General features: G+C 40.6%; 17 protein-coding genes. 7 read left to right on the top strand and 10 right to left on the bottom strand.

Translation table 11 applies throughout. The features are described 5' to 3' along the window. Positions 1-38: 38 nt before the first annotated feature. Positions 39-1088: an arginine N-succinyltransferase gene (gene astA, locus OA91_RS07965; RefSeq protein ID WP_063337508.1), complete on the top strand. Its 1050-nt coding sequence runs from the start codon at positions 39-41 to the stop codon at positions 1086-1088. Next, entirely contained in the window at positions 1085-2065 is a 981-nt protein-coding gene (gene ctlX, locus OA91_RS07960; protein ID WP_063337507.1) for a citrulline utilization hydrolase CtlX, read from the top strand. Before astA ends, ctlX begins: the two co-directional genes overlap by 4 nt. Positions 2066-2172: 107 nt before the next feature. Here ctlX and OA91_RS07955 read toward each other — a convergent pair whose 3' ends face one another. Beyond that, positions 2173-2643 (bottom strand): acyl-CoA thioesterase, encoded by a 471-nt coding sequence (locus tag OA91_RS07955; RefSeq protein ID WP_082827826.1) that lies wholly within the window; start codon positions 2641-2643, stop codon positions 2173-2175. A 165-nt stretch (positions 2644-2808) separates the two neighbouring features. Between OA91_RS07955 and OA91_RS07950 the strand changes: the two genes are divergently transcribed. Further along, positions 2809-3759, top strand: coding sequence for an AEC family transporter (locus OA91_RS07950; RefSeq protein WP_231870338.1), 951 nt, complete (start codon positions 2809-2811; stop codon positions 3757-3759). Between the two features lie 29 nt (positions 3760-3788). Here the strand turns inward: OA91_RS07950 and OA91_RS07945 are convergent, their stop codons facing one another. Beyond that, entirely contained in the window at positions 3789-4730 is a 942-nt protein-coding gene (locus tag OA91_RS07945) for a LysR family transcriptional regulator (protein WP_063337506.1), read from the bottom strand. Positions 4731-4890: 160 nt separating this feature from the next. Between OA91_RS07945 and OA91_RS07940 the strand changes: the two genes are divergently transcribed. Beyond that, complete coding sequence (locus OA91_RS07940; RefSeq protein ID WP_063337505.1) at positions 4891-5751, top strand: DMT family transporter; 861 nt, start codon at positions 4891-4893, stop codon at positions 5749-5751. A gap of 82 nt (positions 5752-5833) precedes the next feature. Here the strand turns inward: OA91_RS07940 and OA91_RS07935 are convergent, their stop codons facing one another. After that, positions 5834-6436 (bottom strand): TetR/AcrR family transcriptional regulator, encoded by a 603-nt coding sequence (locus tag OA91_RS07935; RefSeq protein WP_046017524.1) that lies wholly within the window; start codon positions 6434-6436, stop codon positions 5834-5836. 149 nt (positions 6437-6585) lie between these two features. On the opposite strand from OA91_RS07935, the gene OA91_RS07930 reads away from it, so the two are divergent. Next, positions 6586-8622: an oxidoreductase gene (locus OA91_RS07930; protein ID WP_063337504.1), complete on the top strand. Its 2037-nt coding sequence runs from the start codon at positions 6586-6588 to the stop codon at positions 8620-8622. Positions 8623-8745: 123 nt separating this feature from the next. Here the strand turns inward: OA91_RS07930 and OA91_RS07925 are convergent, their stop codons facing one another. From OA91_RS07925 to OA91_RS07915, 3 genes are all read right to left on the bottom strand, one after another. After that, complete coding sequence (locus tag OA91_RS07925; protein ID WP_063337503.1) at positions 8746-9288, bottom strand: hypothetical protein; 543 nt, start codon at positions 9286-9288, stop codon at positions 8746-8748. Between the two features lie 285 nt (positions 9289-9573). After that, complete coding sequence (locus OA91_RS07920) at positions 9574-10128, bottom strand: hypothetical protein (protein WP_063337502.1); 555 nt, start codon at positions 10126-10128, stop codon at positions 9574-9576. 534 nt (positions 10129-10662) lie between these two features. Next, positions 10663-11229 (bottom strand): hypothetical protein, encoded by a 567-nt coding sequence (locus OA91_RS07915; RefSeq protein WP_052702146.1) that lies wholly within the window; start codon positions 11227-11229, stop codon positions 10663-10665. Between the two features lie 410 nt (positions 11230-11639). Here OA91_RS07915 and OA91_RS07910 point away from each other — a divergent pair, with 410 nt between their 5' ends. Then, entirely contained in the window at positions 11640-12509 is an 870-nt protein-coding gene (locus tag OA91_RS07910; RefSeq protein WP_197477769.1) for a LysR family transcriptional regulator, read from the top strand. A 66-nt stretch (positions 12510-12575) separates the two neighbouring features. On the opposite strand, the gene OA91_RS07905 is transcribed toward OA91_RS07910, so the two are convergent. From OA91_RS07905 to kynA, 4 genes are all read right to left on the bottom strand, one after another. After that, a complete protein-coding gene (locus OA91_RS07905) occupies positions 12576-12902 on the bottom strand; it encodes an Lrp/AsnC ligand binding domain-containing protein (protein ID WP_231870337.1) in 327 nt (108 codons plus the stop codon). A gap of 68 nt (positions 12903-12970) precedes the next feature. Then, complete coding sequence (gene kynU / locus OA91_RS07900) at positions 12971-14239, bottom strand: kynureninase (protein ID WP_063337499.1); 1269 nt, start codon at positions 14237-14239, stop codon at positions 12971-12973. 13 nt (positions 14240-14252) lie between these two features. Next, positions 14253-14948 carry an arylformamidase gene (kynB, locus tag OA91_RS07895; RefSeq protein WP_063337498.1) on the bottom strand — a complete coding sequence of 232 codons (696 nt, stop codon included), beginning with the start codon at positions 14946-14948 and terminating at the stop codon, positions 14253-14255. Position 14949: 1 nt separating this feature from the next. Beyond that, positions 14950-15798 carry a tryptophan 2,3-dioxygenase gene (kynA, locus tag OA91_RS07890; protein ID WP_063337497.1) on the bottom strand — a complete coding sequence of 283 codons (849 nt, stop codon included), beginning with the start codon at positions 15796-15798 and terminating at the stop codon, positions 14950-14952. Positions 15799-16096: 298 nt separating this feature from the next. Here kynA and iscR point away from each other — a divergent pair, with 298 nt between their 5' ends. Then, positions 16097-16594 (top strand): Fe-S cluster assembly transcriptional regulator IscR, encoded by a 498-nt coding sequence (iscR, locus tag OA91_RS07885; protein ID WP_046017515.1) that lies wholly within the window; start codon positions 16097-16099, stop codon positions 16592-16594. The last annotated feature ends 88 nt before the right edge of the window (positions 16595-16682 follow it).

The raw sequence follows: 16682 nt of genomic DNA, 5'->3' as shown, positions 1-16682 counted from the left end.
ATTAATACATCAAACCTATTTTTTGTGAGCTCAATCGAATGATGATCATACGCCCTATTGTAGAGAAAGATTTAAATGCACTTAAACGTATGGCAGAAAATGCCGGTGTTGGTTTTACTTCTCTACCTGCAAACTTAGATTTGTTAAAAGCCCGGATTGCTGATGCAGAAGCGGCTTTTTCTTCTTCTCCTGAAAGTGAAGAGAATCAAAGTTATTTATTTGTCTTAGAAGAAACAAGCACAGGTGACATTGCTGGTGTGTGTGGCATTGAGTCCGCGTTGGGGCTACAAACACCTTGGTATAACTATCACCTAGGTACCCTTGTTCATGCTTCACCGACATTAGGAGTGTATGAGAAGAGTAATACTTTGACTCTAAGTAATGATCACACTGGCTGCTCTGAATTATGTACTTTGTTCTTGGATAAGGATTTTCGTCACAGTAAAAATGGCAGTCTATTGTCTAAGTGCCGTTTCATGTTCATGGCGAATGCTCCAGCACGCTTCAACGAGCGTGTTATCGCTGAGATGCGTGGTGTGAGCGATGCAGAAGGCAATTCTCCTTTCTGGGATGGTCTAGGTACTCACTTTTTTGCCATGCCTTTTGCTAAAGCTGACTACCTTTCAGGGTTAGGTAATAAAGCCTTTATTGCTGAGCTTATGCCTAAGCTACCTATCTATATCAACCTACTTAATGACAAAGCGAGAGCGGTGATTGGCAAGGTGCATGACAATACCTTACCAGCGCTTCGTATGCTTGAAGGGGAAGGGTTTGAGAATCTAGGTTATGTGGATATTTTTGATGGTGGTCCCACAATTGAGGCCAATATCCGTCATATTCGAGCGATTTCAAATAGCAGGACCGTCGCGGTTGAGATAGGCGACGCTAGCCCAGAAGAAGAGGCTTATCCTTGCTTGATTTCTAACTTAGGTATTAAAGATTATCGCTGCACCTTGATAAATACATCTATCTCAAAAGCCCAAAGCGCAGGTGTGATTAGATTAGATCAAGCAAGTGCCGATGCTTTAAAAGTGGCAGCGGGTGACAGTGTACGAATTGTGGCATTAAGTGCGAGGCAAGCTGCATGAGTTTAATGAAAGAGATAAAGCTTAATCAAAATACAGGTAAAGCCGTTCAATTGGCGCAAGCTGTGGTTATGGTAAGACCAGTTGATTTTGGTTTTAATGAAGAAACGGCTTTGGATAATGAATTCCAACAAAAGCTTGATGATAGTGCCAAGGTGACTGAGCAAGCTCTTGTTGAGTTTGAGCGCATGGTTAAGCGTATAAAAGCGGCCGGTATTGATGTGTTGGTACTAGAAAAAGCCGACACTGATTATGTTACACCTGATGCTGTGTTTCCAAATAATTGGTTCTCCACCAGTCAAGATGGCACCTTAACTATTTACCCTATGTTTGCTGAAAATCGCCGCCAAGAAAGACGTATCGATGACTTAATTGATTTGTTAAAGAGAGAAGGCTACCAAGTTGGGCCTGTTGAGCAATTGGCTGACATGGATGAAAAGCTTGAGATACTAGAAGGCACTGGTGCCTTGGTGATAGATCATAAAAATAGTGTCTTATACGCAAGCCAATCTGAGCGTTGCCATGAAGCGCAATTTAAGCGTTTTGCTGAGCAAAAAGGTTATCAAGCAAGCTATTTATTTGATACTGCTAGTGATAATGGCAAATCTATTTATCACACGAATGTGATGATGAGTGTCGGTGAAGGATTCGCTGTGATTTGCGCGGACTGCTTTGTGGACGAAAAAGAGTACGCAGAGGTTAAAGCAAGCCTATCACTTGCTAATGAGGTCATTGAAATTAGCAAAGAGCAAATGGAAAAGCATTTTTGTGGCAACATTTTACATGTGAAAAATGCAGATCAAGTTGCTTTTATTATCATGTCGAAAAGTGCTTTTAATGGATTTACCCAAGCGCAAAAGCAGCAGTTAGAGCAATATGGCCAATTATTGGTGAATGATATTGATACTATCGAAGCCGTTGGCGGAGGCAGTGCACGCTGCATGGTGGCAGAGGTTTTCTTCGATAAAGCCAAGCCTTAGACCTAATGCTACTTTTCTCGCTTATCACAGGCTCCTTAGACAATTAACCCTTCCCCCGCTGGCACTGGATTTTTTAGTGCCAGCTTTTTTATGTCTGTCAGAAATTATTAGGATTTCACTTTAAGACGTGAAGATACGTTCGCTATAGCCAATTCTGGTGAGATCACGCCTGCTTTACTAACCACGCAGCCCTTCGATGTACCTTGAGCTATGATGCGTCCTTTGCGTTCGAAGGTATGTACAAGGTAGAAATATTTCTCGTCCCAGTGAGTGACTTCTGCTTTCACATAGTATCGTTGAAATAAATTAAGAGGCTTTTTATAGGTCATAGTATGTTCGGCTATGACAGGTTGCCATTTCTGTTTTAGCATGGCCTTTGCTAAGCCACTGCGAATAAAAATATCGACTCTTGATAGATCACAGATGGTAAGATAACGGCCATTGTTCATGTGCATATTCAGATCTAAATCATTAGGCAATACTCGCATAGATAAATGGCTAGATAGGTTATCAGGTGTCAGCTTTGGTTTAAAATAGCTGCCAATGAGTACCCTTAACATGCGAAAAATGAGATTCATGACTTGCCTGTTTTCGTTAAATATAGTGTTTTGGAAAAGTTCAGAATTAAACACTATGACGACCAGTTGATGCAAATTAACTACATTTATAACAGATATCCGGTATTTTGATCCTATTCTTCTCGTTAGCGATTAGTACGATTTAACTTTTAAAAGGAGATTTAAGTGTTAACGCTTTCCCTGACCGTTTTGCCTATTTTCATGCTTTTACTATTTGGTGCTCTGTTACAGCGAAAACGTTTTCCGGTTGAAGGTTTTTGGCCTGGTGTAGATAAACTTGTCTACTGGGTAATGTTCCCAGCCATGTTGTTTTATCAAACCTCTAGAGTAGATCTATCTAGCCCAGTGTTACCTAGTTATGCCAGTGTTCTTGCCTTTGCTTTAGTTAGCGTGTCTCTTTTTGTGTTGGCTGTCTGCTACTTTTCTAAAGTGGATAAACCAACAGGTACCTCAGTGCTACAAGCCGGCGTAAGGTTTAATACCTTTATTTCACTTGCAGTGGCGAGTGCGCTTTATGGAGAAGAAGGGCTGATACTGGCGACCTTAGGGGCGGCGATTTTGATTCCGACGATTAATGTCTTTTTAGTTATTAGCATGGTGAGCTTACATGGCCAACAAGATGCCTCGAAACCTGCTAAATCTTTGCCTAGTTTATTAGTGAAAGAGCTTTTTAAGAACCCATTAATTTTGGCAATCATGGCAGGTATTAGTGTTAACCTTCTGGGTATTGAAAAGGTGTTTTTGCTAACGGATATTACAGGAATCTTAGCAAGAGCCACCTTGCCTCTGGTGTTACTCGCCGTAGGGGCCAGCTTAAGGATGCAGGCTTTTAAAGATGCTGGCAGCTTATTAATTTGGTCATCTTTAGCTCGATTATTAGTCTTCCCTTTCTGTATTGCCCTAGCTTGTACTTATCTAGAGCTTGATCCATTGGCTGCTTGTGTCGCTATTTTGTTTGGCGCCGTGCCTACTGCCACTTCTGGTTATGCCTTAGCGAAACAGCTTGGCGGTAACGCACCTATTATGTCTGTATTTATTAATGTGCAAACAGGATTAAGCGTGGTTACCTTGCCGTTAACCATGTGGCTGGCTCAAATCTGGTTTGGGCTAGCATAGGGAGAAGTTCTACTTCGCTTCACCCCTTCTTATGGCTTACCTAGCTGTTGACTTTGAGTTTTGATCCAGCTGCGAATAGCGCGGATTTCAGGTTCATGACGGCGGCTATTTTTATAAGAAAAGTAAAAATCACAATTAGAATTAACATGATGACAGGGCAAGCGAACTAAAGAAGGAATGCTGTCATCTTCGTTAATCATATAGTCGTTAATGAGCGCAATGCCATAATGGTGAAGGGCGGCTTCTTTTCCTAATAATAGATGGCTAAAGTTATGAAACTTCACTTCTCCCGGTAGCTTCTTATTGATAGCGGCAAACCAGAGGCGCCAATCTTCTGCGTATTTGTTAAAGATACTATGCGTCGTGACAAGCGGGAATTGGGTGATCCACTCTGGGTGCTTTTTTAGATGAGTCTCAAGGTCATCATCTGTGACCTGAATAAGCTCTGCTTCTATCTGTGAATAAAACTTAGGACTACACACAGGGAATAAGCGCTCACTATAGAGATGCTCAAAGGTAAAACCTCGTTTATTGTTTTCTACCGTAATAAAGCAATCCCCAACCCTGTCTGATAAGTCTGGATTGGAGTTAAGCATTTCAATTGACACTTCAGTATGTGGGTAACGCCTTTGTAAGTCGCTTAATCTAGGAATCAGCCAATAAACAGCGAAAGAGCTATAAACCGCAATACGCAAATGGCTATTCTGTAAACCCTTTAGATGGTTGCTGGCTCTTTCTATTTGAGAAAGGGAAGCGCTGACATTATCTAAATAATGTTTACCTTCACTGCTTAAGCTAAGTTGTCGACCTTGCCTGATAAAAAGTGCTTCCCCTAAATAGTCCTCTAAAAGCCTAATTTGGTGGCTTATTGCGCTTTGACTGACATTTAGCTCTTCTGCGGCTTTGGAAAAGCTATTTAGGCGAGCAACGGCTTCAAATACAGGCAGTGATTTTAGGGGAGGTAAGGACATTTTGGCTCAATAAAATTTATTATCTAAAAAACTAATACTAACTTAATAAATGTCATTGTACATAATACTTAGTGCTCACTAAACTGCACGAAATCGGTAAAGGTTCACTTTTCATTATTTACTGAGTATTAATTTTTTGTAGTTTGTTTTAGAGGTAGAAATGACAGGAAAAACAGTAACGAGCGCAGTATTGCTATTAATCATGGGCAACCTTGTCGCGACCTTCTGTGATGCGTTTATTAAGGCGGCTGGACAGGATATTCCTGTGTTCCAGTTTATCTTTATTCGTGCGGTTTTTACCTTTTTAATCCTGATTCCTTTCTTCCGATTTGTTGATTGGAAAGCACCATTAAGAGGAGCTAAGTTGCATTTATTAAGAGGCAATCTTTGGATTCTGTCATCTTTGCTTCTTATTATCTCTTTACAAGTCTTGCCTTTGGCAACTGCGAACGCGATTTTTTACACCGCGCCAATCATGATAGTGGTGTTATCGACTCTGATTATGAAAGAGCGTTTAACTAGCATGATAGTACTCGCAGTAGCAGGTGGCTTTGCTGGTATCTTAATTATTTTAAGACCGAGTGAGTTTGATTGGGGCATCCTAAGTGCCTTGGCCTTCTCTTTTGTATTGGCGATTAATAGTTTATTGATTAGAAAACTGCCTCAGGGTCAAACCTTGTTACATGGTTTGTTATTAACTCAGCTATTTGCTTTGCCTTTCAGTTTTGCTCTTTGTATTTGGGAAGGCGCCGCTTGGAATATGGACATGGTGGGTTATGCCATAGGCTCTGCGGTTTGTTCGATTGGTTACAGTGTCGCTGTTATGTTGGCTTATCGTTATGTGGCGGCAAGTAAGGTTGCCAGTGCTGAATATACAGGGCTTCTTTTTGCTGTATTAGTGGGTTGGTTAGTTTTTAATGAAACACCCGATTTATGGTTAGGCCTAGGCGCACTATTTATCATTATTCCGATTGTGCTGATGGGTAGAGCAGAACGAAAGAACAATTTAGCCAGTGCGTAAGCTATCTCCTTTTACCCCTTTTATCTCCCAGTTAGCCGCGATTAATCGCGGCTTTTTTTTACCTTAAAAAAGTCGTGGCAACTTAGTTTTGCTTATTGAGGATGATTTTGATGGTTTGCTTTGCCATGTCGTCTAGATCATCACGGTTGATATAGATGCCATCTATTAATAATCTGCATAAGCCGTGAAGCGTTGCCCAAGTGGTTTGGCCGACTCTTAAAGCGCTACTTACATCCGTTAAAATACCTTGTGCTTGTAGCTCTTCTACCCAATTTAACCATTGTCGAAAACTGGCTTTGGATATTTCAAGTAAGGGCTCTGTTGGCGTACCAGACTTCCATATATCTCTACCAAACATAAGATCGTAGGTTTCTGGGTGCTGGTCAGCAAATTCGATGTAAGTTAGTACATACTTCTCAAAGCTGTCCTGTTTTGCCTCTTTGTTATGGCTTTCTATAATGGCTTCAACTGATTGCCATTGTTGTTTAAAGCCAGCTTCTGCTATCGCACACAAAAGGGCATTCTTGTCTTTAAAGTGGTGATAAGGTGCGGTGCGTGATACGCCGACTTTATCTGCCAGTTTTCTCATCGACAGACCTTCGACGCCAGTTTCTCTCAATATTTCTGTAGCTGCTAATAGCAGGGTTTCACCTAGGTCCCCATGGTGATAAGGCTTTTTGGTCATATGAGTTATTCCAATGTTGGTAGGGGCAATTTAACAACCAATCTTGACACTGTCAAAATTTAACTTTATCTTGACAGTGTCCAGATGTGGTGGGCAAACCACATTACTCTCTAATAAAAAGATTTTTTGAATAAAAGAGACCAGTCATTATGAATGTTAACGCAGAAAAACATGCTCAATATCCGCATTTATTTGAACCCCTAGACCTTGGTTTTACTCAGCTGAAAAACCGTGTACTTATGGGATCTATGCACCTTGGATTGGAAGAAAAGAAAGGTGGTTTTGAACGTATGGCTGCGTTTTACGCTGAACGTGCCAAAGGTGGCGTTGCCTTGATTGTGACAGGGGGTATTGGCCCTAATCAGGAAGGGGCGGTACACATGGGTGCAGCATTGATGGCGACAGATAAAGATGTGGCGAATCATCAAATGATCACAGAAGCTGTACATGCTGAAGGCGGTAAAATTTGTATGCAAATCTTGCATACAGGTCGTTATGCTTACAACCCTAAATCGGTTGCGCCATCTCCTATTCAAGCGCCAATTAATCCATTTCCACCAAAAGAGTTAAGCGAAGAAGGCATTGATGAGCAGATTGAAGACTTTGTTCGTTGTTCTGCTTTAGCGAAAGAAGCTGGCTATGATGGTGTTGAAATCATGGGTTCTGAAGGTTATTTGATTAACCAGTTTATTGCGGCACGCACCAATAGCCGTGATGATGAATGGGGTGGTGAATATGAACAACGTATTCGTTTCCCTATTGAAGTTGTACGTCGTGTGCGTGAAAAAGTAGGCGAGAACTTTATTATTATTTACCGTCTTTCTATGTTGGATTTGGTTGAAGGTGGTAGCTCCTTCGAAGAAATCGTTCAACTAGGTAAAGAGATTGAAAAAGCCGGTGTAACTATTATTAATACTGGCATTGGTTGGCATGAAGCGCGTGTACCAACTATCGCGACTAAAGTGCCAAGAGCCGCTTTTACTTGGGTAACGGCAAAAGTACGTAAAGAGCTGTCTGTACCACTAATTACCTCTAACCGTATTAATATGCCTGATGTGGCAGAAGAGGTTTTATCTCGTGGTGATGCTGACATGGTGTCTATGGCGCGTCCATTCTTAGCAGACCCTGAGTTTGTGGTAAAAGCTGATGAGAATCGTGCTGATGAAATTAATACCTGTATTGGTTGTAACCAAGCCTGCCTTGATCATATTTTTCAGAATAAGCTGACATCTTGCCTAGTTAACCCTAGAGCTTGTCATGAGACAGAAATGATTCTGACGCCAACAGATAAAGCGAAAACAATTGCGGTTGTAGGTGCTGGCCCTGCGGGATTAGGGTTTGCTACCACTGCTGCAAAACGTGGCCATAAGGTGGTATTGATTGATGCTACCGATCAGATTGGTGGACAGTTTAATGTGGCTAAGCGTATTCCTGGTAAAGAAGAGTTTTATGAGACCTTAAGGTACTTCAAGAAACAGGTTGAGCTAACAGGTGTTGAGTTAAGGTTAAATACGAAAGTAAGTGCTGCTGATTTAAACTCAGATGAGTTTGACGAAGTGGTACTAGCGACTGGTATTACACCAAGGCTGCCTGAGATTGAAGGGATTGAACACGCTAAGGTGCTAAATTATCTAGATGTCATGCATGGTGCTGATGTGGGTAAGAAGGTTGCGATTATTGGCGCTGGTGGTATTGGTTTTGATATCGGTGAAGTCCTATCCCATGCGGGTGAATCAACAAGTCAAAATGTCCCTGAGTTTATGAAACAGTGGGGTGTCGACATGACTATGCAGGCCCGTGGCGGCATTGAAAATGTTAAGCCTGTTGAGCACGCTTCTCCACGTGAAATATTCTTATTACAACGTAAAAAGACCAAAGTAGGTGCTCAACTGGGTAAAACAACCGGTTGGATTCACAGAGCGGGTCTGGTGAAAAAAGGGGTGAACATGTTGTCTAGTTGTGAATACCACAAAATAGATGACCAAGGCCTTCACATGTCTGTTAAAGGGGAAGATACCTTGTTAGATGTTGATAATGTGATTATCTGTGCAGGCCAAGAGCCTTGTCGTGAATTGGTTGAAGGGTTAGATAAAACCTACCACTTAATCGGCGGGGCTGATGTGGCATCTGAACTGGATGCTAAACGCGCGATTAATCAAGGTACTCGCTTAGCCTTAGAGATTTAATCTCGCTAATAGGTTAAAAAAACCGAGCTAATTTGCTCGGTTTTTTTGTCTTAAAGGCTCTAAAATTAAATATGCCTTTTTACTTAATCACATATGCTAAGAACAAAAGAAGAGTTTGTTAAATTAATCCTGCTGGTAAGTATCAGTTTGAATCATGCTTAGTAATGTATGGCGCCTAAAGCTATGTTTTTCTGCCAAGTTAATTTTCTCACTATAGTCCTGATACCATTTATCTCCGTTGGGTAAGTCTCCTGATAATGACTGCATACCTTGCTTTAAAGACTGTAGGAACAACTGAAAGTTTTGCTCTTGATCCATAAGAATATGTTTTAGCGCTGTGACATTGTCGCTATTGAGCTCTTGTTTAACTAGAAGTTGCTCCTGTTTAAACTCCTGATAGTTTTGTATTAATTGAGTTTGCTCGGATTTGATTTCATTCAAACTATTGGATAACAGCATAACCGCTTTCGTAGAGGGCGCCGGTGCTGGTGTCACCAAAAGTGAAATGGCAATTGAAACCAAGGTTGAGATCAAAAAGCACAGGAATAAGAATAAGCTAAAGCAGAATACCTTATTCGCGTTGATAAATTGGGACAAGCTGTTTTCAGGAAACCCTTCTTCTTGTACTTCTACTTCCAAGAAGCCGAGTTTATTTGGTTTGTTCATTTTAGACTCCGTCTTAATGCATATGTAATGAAACGTATGTTAAGAGGAAATTGTGCATTCTTTATAAAGAAAAAAACCTTATTTTAAGAGGTACTAACATTAGGTGGCTTTCAAAAAAATGCTTATTTATCGTTAAAATAAAAGCGTATTGAGGTTAAAATCTTCGAAATTCTTATAAGTTTGATTTTTACGTTTTGTTACTCAATGTGGAGTTGTACATTTTCTCAATTCTTTTTTAGAAAAAACGAGAGAATCAGGCTCTAATTTTTTCTGTTTGCCTAAATATTAGTTGCTAGTTGCCTCAACTTCGCCTGTTTTTAAAAGCCTTAGTAGCTCTTCTCTTTGCATACTGAGTCTTTGTACCTGACTTAGCTTGGCACCATAATTTTGATACCAATCTTCACCTTCAGGAATCTCAACAGCTAACTCACGCATACTCGCATTCAAGATAGTTAACATTTTCTGAATATTCTTTTCTTGATCAATCAAGATATTCTTTAGTGCTTTGGCGCTTGAGTGCCTTAAGTGAACCTGAAGCAACTCGAAGTCCTGCTTGAATTTTTCAGTATGGCCTGCACTTACTTCTAGCTGCTCTTCAATTGCAACCAGATGTAGGGAGAGAGATTCAACACTAGATTTAGTGGCTAGATTCTCAGGGTCCTTTGCTAAAAGCAGACTTAAGCTTACTGAAATAGTCACAATTAAACAGACTAAGAAAAAGCCAATGAGTCCATAAATAAGATTACGTACTAGGTTTGGATTTGCTTTTGTAGATTTCTTTTCTTCTTTTGCATCTATATCAATGTCTAGAAGTCGGCTAGATGAGTCAAGTGCGGCCATATGTAATCCTCTAGTTAGTTTTTGTAAATATATTGTAGCCGTAAAAAGTGCATTTTTTGTAGAGGTTTTGAAAATGTTGCACTTTTTAAGTGGTGAAATTGCTTCTTACTAAACATTTTAGTCAATTTTATAAGTGGATTAATTTATATAAGTTATTGTTTTTATTTTAATTAATATTATTTTATTGATTGTTTTCTAAATTAGCATGGAGAATATTATTTTTGATGAATTGAGGGCGCTTTCTGATGGGTTTTTATCGTTCTTTATTTCTCTTAGTGTAATTTTATGTGTTTTTCAGGGGAGGGGGGCAGACAAATAGTGTTAATTTAGTAGTTTCTCTTGACCAATTAAGACAAAAGGAAAAGGGGGTAAGCAAGCACGTGATTAGGCACAAGTGAAGGTTAAGGCTAAAAGCTAGGATTGTGAGCGGAGGTGGAACGAATGGACGCTAGAAAGTCTTATTTCATGAAGTAAGCTTTTTGATCATTAAACCTTATGAGTGCAAGATTTAATGATCATAAAATAGAAACTTGGTTAAGGTGTTGCTTCAGGGCTTGCTATTGCCTCTGTGCTTTCTTCTGGCACTGCGCCTGTTTTGAGTAAACTTAAAAGCTCTTGTCTTTGTTGACTGCGCTTAAGTGCTTTTTGCATTTGGTCGCCGTAGTCATCGTACCAATCTGCCCCATTCGGCACTTCTACAGATAGGTCTCGCATACCTGCTCTGAGAACATGTAAAAAGCTTTGGAAGTTTTTCTCTTGATCTATCAATATGTTCTTAAGGGTTGTTGAACTGGTATGCCTTAAATGAGTTTGTAGTACTTCATACCTAGCAACGTTTTGATCAAGTTTTAGGTTTTGTTCTGCAATGCTGTTTTCCATTGATTGCACACTTTCAACAAGCTCGCCTAAACGAGCTTCTAGCTCTAACGTTGAGGCGGGCTTAGGAGTGAGTAGAAGACTTAAGGTGACTGAAATGATGACGGATATACACAGGGCAAAAAAGACTAATATGCCGACAAAGAGCTTTTTGTGTACTTCGAAAAAGTCACCCTTTGGTGCTGATTTCTTCTCATCGATATCAAGGTTTTCTTTAGCAGCCATACTAGATCCTTTATGAAGTTAGTTGTTTTAAACCCTTTGTATTGGCCTTTTGAAGGCATTCATCTGTGTTTAGGTTTGTTTATAAACTAGTCAATTCATTTTTACAGGCTAACAGAAGTAAGGTGGATTTCATATTTTTAGCCCTTACATGCAGGTTTCAAAGGATTGACTCATTTGTTCTGCCGTATTCTATTGAAAAAAATGAGTCTTAGTTGAACTCAGGTGAGTTTGCGTTAACTTTCTCTTATAGATTCTGACTTTCTCTGATGTGTATCAAATATCTTTCTTTTCTACTAAGGAGATGAACTGTTTGATTAAAAGTTATTACATTCGCCTTTTAAAGGCTTAAAATAGTTGGCTTATTAGACTTTGATGAGCCTTATTAAATGCCTCGAATAGGAATGAGACATTTGCAGATGGTGCAAATGATTACACAAACAGGCAATGTTTCTGATGCTGCTGCAATCTTGGGGATAACCCAATCAGCTTTGAGCCATAGAATTCGAGAGGCTGAGCGTCTTCTGAGTGCACCACTATTTATTCGACGTAATAAAAAGCTGGCCCCAACGAGTGCCGGTGAGCGTTTGTTGCATTCGGCTAACATTATTTTAAATGAAGTGGAGTTGGCTGAATTTGATATTGCCAAGTATTCAGCTGGTATAGAGCAAACACTTAGATTAGGGGTTGATCATAGGGTAGGGAGTCATTGGTTGCCTGATCTTTATCAGAGTTTTAATGACAAAGTCCCTCAAGCTGAAGTTGAGCTGGTCAGTGACCCTCACCCAGATGCTTTATATTGTCTTAGAAATGGGCGTTTAGATGTCTGTATCATGTCTGGTGCTAAAGCGCAGGCGGGCTTTAAAAGCCAGTTTCTTTTACGAGATGAGTTGGTAGTGGTATTTTTGCCAGACCATGAGTTTGCCCATAAAGCCTTGATCGAAGTGGAAGACTTTAATGATCAAGTCTATATCACAGATACGACGACGCCCGAATATCACAGGGAGTACGAACAAGTATTTAGCCCAAATAATACCTTTCCTAAACAAGTGGTACGTGTTGGTAGAACCGATAATATTATTGCCTTTATTAAGGCGGGTAAGGGGATCAGTATTTTACCTAAATGGACTTTGCAACCTTATCTAGAAAACTCAAATTTAAAGTATAAATCTATAGGCCCAGAAGGCTTTTATATAGACTGGTATGCCTTCTCGCGTAAGGATGAAAAAGAGGGGTCTTCCTGTCAGCAGCTGGCTGACTCTTTAATTGGTATATTTAGCTAAATTGAGTAAGCCTTTCTCTCATTTGATTATTGCAATTTTCAAAGAAGAGAAAGGCTGGCAAACTAGTTAGTTACCAATTGAAAACATGGTATCTAGGTCATGTTTAGAGAAGGTTTGGAAAGAGATAAGGGTTTCAGTTTTGCTGATGCGAAGGTCATTTGCCATAGCTACATTGACGAGATCCGCGAGCTGCTCATTATTGCTAACGCGACAAAGAGCAACAAGGTCGAAGCGACCACCCACAGAAAAAACCTCGGTAATACCTTTAACTTCAGCTAAAGACTTCGCCACTTCGTTCGTTTTAGATCTTTCTACATTAATTAAAATAATACCTGTGACCATAGTGTTATCCTCGTTATAAATTGCCTCGTAGGCTGTTAACTTGTTATCCATTTTGGCTATCTGATTTTAGTATTTACCTAAGTAGCCGCTTTTATTTCACTTAAGCTTATGGCTTAAGATTAAGTAACCTTGTTCTTCGCTCTAAATTGCGCTTGGTCCCAGCTGCTGCTTTGCATGATTTTTTCTAATGCTTCTACTGTATGCCACAGATCGATAAAGCGCACATAAAGCGGAGCGAAACCAAAGCGCAAAATATTAGGTGCTCTAAAGTCGCCAATGATGTTTTGGGCAATCAAAGCTTGCATGATCGCGTAGCCTTCTGGGTGAGTGTATGACACCTGACTGCCTCTTATACTTTGCTCCTTTGGTGTCACAAGCTCAAAACCATAAGTCTCACAAAGCGGTTCCATTAGGCGCATAAAATACTCAGTTAAGGCGAGAGACTTATCTCTTAATTGTTGAGGGTCAACTTTAGTCATGATGTCGACACCTACTTCTAAAGCAGACGCGCCTAATACAGGTGTTGTGCCACAAAGTGTTTTTTCTATCCCTGGCGCTGCTTCAAAATCATCGCTCATGGCAAAGGCATTGGCGTGGCCAAACCAACCTGATAAAGGCTGCTCTAGGACTGGTAAATGTTTTTCTGCTACATATAAAAATGCTGGGGCACCAGGGCCACCATTTAGGTACTTATAACCGCAGCCGACAGCAAGGTCTGCATTAGCTTCGTTTAATGCTAGGGGAACGGCACCTGTACTATGGCTTAAGTCCCACATCATTAGAGCGCCTTTAGCATGGGCCGCAGCAGTAATCTCTTTCATATTTAGCATGATGCCTGACTTATAGTGCACATGGGTTAGACACACTAATGCGGTATCTTCATCTATATGTTGCATCACTTCTTGGCTTGGCACGGTAACTATCTCAATCTCTTGCCCTATGAAGTTTTTAACACCATTTAATATGTATAAATCTGTTGGGAAATTGCCTGGCTCTGTGACGATTTTAGTGCGATTTGGACGTAACTTAACCGCTGCAGCGGCTAACTTGAATAAGTTCACTGAGGTTGAATCAGCCACGATCACTTCTTTATCTTGGGCACCAATAATACCTGCAAGTTTTGTCCCTATGCGCTGAGGAAGGTTGATCCAATTATAGGTGTTCCAGCTTCTTATTAGCCCTTGTCCCCACTCTTTTTCTATTACCTCAGTCATACGTGCTTTGGCTGCTTTGGGTAATACGCCCAAAGAGTTGCCATTTAGGTAGATTAAGTCTTGGTCTAACTCAAACTCCTCCCTTAAGTGGGCTAGAGGGTCTTGTTTGTCTAAATCATGAAAGTCAGTTTGATTGACTATCAATTCTGGTGAAGCTGTTGTTGATGGCGTCATGAGAGTAATCCTGTTAAGGCGCTAAAGGGCGTAAAATAGCTCGAACTGGAGAGGCGTCTAAGTCGGCAAGTTTTAAGGGCAAGGCTATGAGCTCATATTTTCCTGCTGCTACTTGATCGAAGACTAGGCCTTCTAGAATGGCCATGCCTTGCTCTTTAATGGCTTTATGGGCCGCTAAGTTTTTTGAATTTTGTGGGTCTAGGGAAGGGCTATCTATGCCAACTAAAATGCACCCAGCTTGGCCTAACCAACTGATCACCTCTTGGCTAATGCTAACGAAGTTCTCGTCCCATTCATTCACAGGGAAGTTTTGATAGGTTTTAAATAAAACCCGTTTTATCGCATCCGTTTGGGTGTTGATAAGGGCTTGGCAATCGTCGAGTCTGATGCTTTTTCCTTCGATACCTTGGCCCTTGGTATCAAGTTGGGTTAGGTCAATAACCTGACACTCTCCGATATAAGCATCTAACGCTACCTGAGCCATTACTTTTCCATCTTGGTCATAATGATAAGGAGCATCAGCATGGGTACCTGTATGAGTTGAGCAATGCAGCCAAGATACATTGACTGGGCATTGCTCATCTATGTGCCAAATAGTTTCACTTTGATATTGAGTATCACCAGGCCACACAGGAATGCCTGCGCGTAATGTCTGACTAATATCGATAAGAGCCGATGAGTCTTGCTTATTTAGATTGGCAGTAGACATGTTAGATCTCCGTTCTGACAGACCAAAGCTCAGGGAAGAACTTAAGGTCTAAGGCTTTGCTCAAATAACTTACGCCACCAGTACCACCTGTGCCTTTTTTATAGCCTATGATGCGTTCAACTGTTTTCATATGATTGAAGCGCCAGCGCTGGAAGTTGAACTCAAGGTCTACTAATTTTTCCGCTAGTTCGTATAGGTCCCAATGTGTCTGGGTGTCCTGATATATGCTTGCCCATGCAGCTTCTACTTTATCATTGTGTTGATAAGGCAAAGACCAATCGCGCTCTACAATTTCACTTGGAATATCAAATCCACGGCTAGCCAGTAGTTTCAAGCACACATCGTAAAGACTAGGTTGGCGAAGTACGCTATTAAGGTAATCAAACTGCTCAGGGTTATTTTTATGAGCATTGATCATGTCTTGATTCTTGTTACCTAGAAGGAATTCAAGTTCGCGGTATTGGTAAGATTGAAAACCTGAGCTTTGGCCAAGATCATCTCGAAAACTGGCATAGTCTGCTGGCGTCATAGTGACAAGGACTTCCCACGCCTTGATTAATTGCTCTTGAATACGGGCAACTCGAGTTAGCATTTTAAAAGCAGGGCTTAGTTGGCCTGCTAAAATGCTTTTTGCTGCACCATGAGCTTCATGTAGGCAGAGCTTCATCCAGAGTTCAGATACCTGATGAATGACGATAAAAAGCATTTCATCATGCTTGTCTGAGCGCGGGTTTTGGCATTTAAGTACGGCATCAAGATCAAGGTATTGGCCGTAACTAATATCTTGATCCCAGTGAACGCCTTCATCACTTAGATCAACGTGTGAGGCTTGGTAAGGGCATTGTGACATGAAGTATCTCGCTAAGGAGTTGTTTTTATTCGATCATGTAATCAGTCTAATATGTCAAAAGATAAAAATATAATTCATAAAAAGAGCTCTATTCATGAATTTATTTTGTATTTTGTGTTTGCCTAGCCTGATCTAGGTCAGATGGGTTTAGTTTTTATGTGACTAAGCGTAGAATACGTCGCACATTTTTATCGGTTAAATAACCTACTAAAGTACTGGGTTAAATACTTGACTATTTTACTTGGTTTTGGTTCTATACTTAGCTTTTAAATTCAGCACTTTTGAAGCGAGAAAATATATGCGCCTGACAACTAAAGGTCGTTACGCTGTAACTGCTATGTTGGACCTCGCTTTACACTCGGATAATGGCCCAGTTTCCTTGGCTGATATCTCCCAGCGTCAAGGTATTTCTTTGTCATATTTGGAGCAGTTGTTTGCCAAACTTCGCAAACAAACTTTGGTGTCAAGTGTGCGTGGACCGGGCGGTGGCTACAGATTGAGTCGTGCTAATGATCAGATCTTTGTAGCTCAGATTGTGGATGCCGTAAACGAATCTGTGGATGCGACCGGGTGTAAAGGTAAAAATGATTGCCAATCAGGCACAACTTGCCTGACTCACCATTTGTGGTGTGATCTTAGTGATCAAATTCATGACTTCTTAAGTCAAATTAGTTTGGCGCAATTAGTGTCACGTAAAGATGTGAGACTGGTCGCGCAAAGACAAGAAAACGAACAGTTAGTGCATACTGGTGAGATTGACCAGAGCAGTAAAATTAATGCGGAACTCTTGAATTAAGTCTAATTCAAAAAGGTGCATAATTTGGGTGTTAAGCCAATAGCGGCAGGGTTATTGGCTTAATGTCTTTGCTAAGCACTTCGCAATC

Source organism: Marinomonas sp. SBI8L (assembly GCF_001624705.1).
Classification (GTDB): domain Bacteria; phylum Pseudomonadota; class Gammaproteobacteria; order Pseudomonadales; family Marinomonadaceae; genus Marinomonas.
The sequence above is the reverse complement of the archived record's forward strand: the minus strand, read 5'-3'. Positions and strand labels throughout refer to the sequence as shown.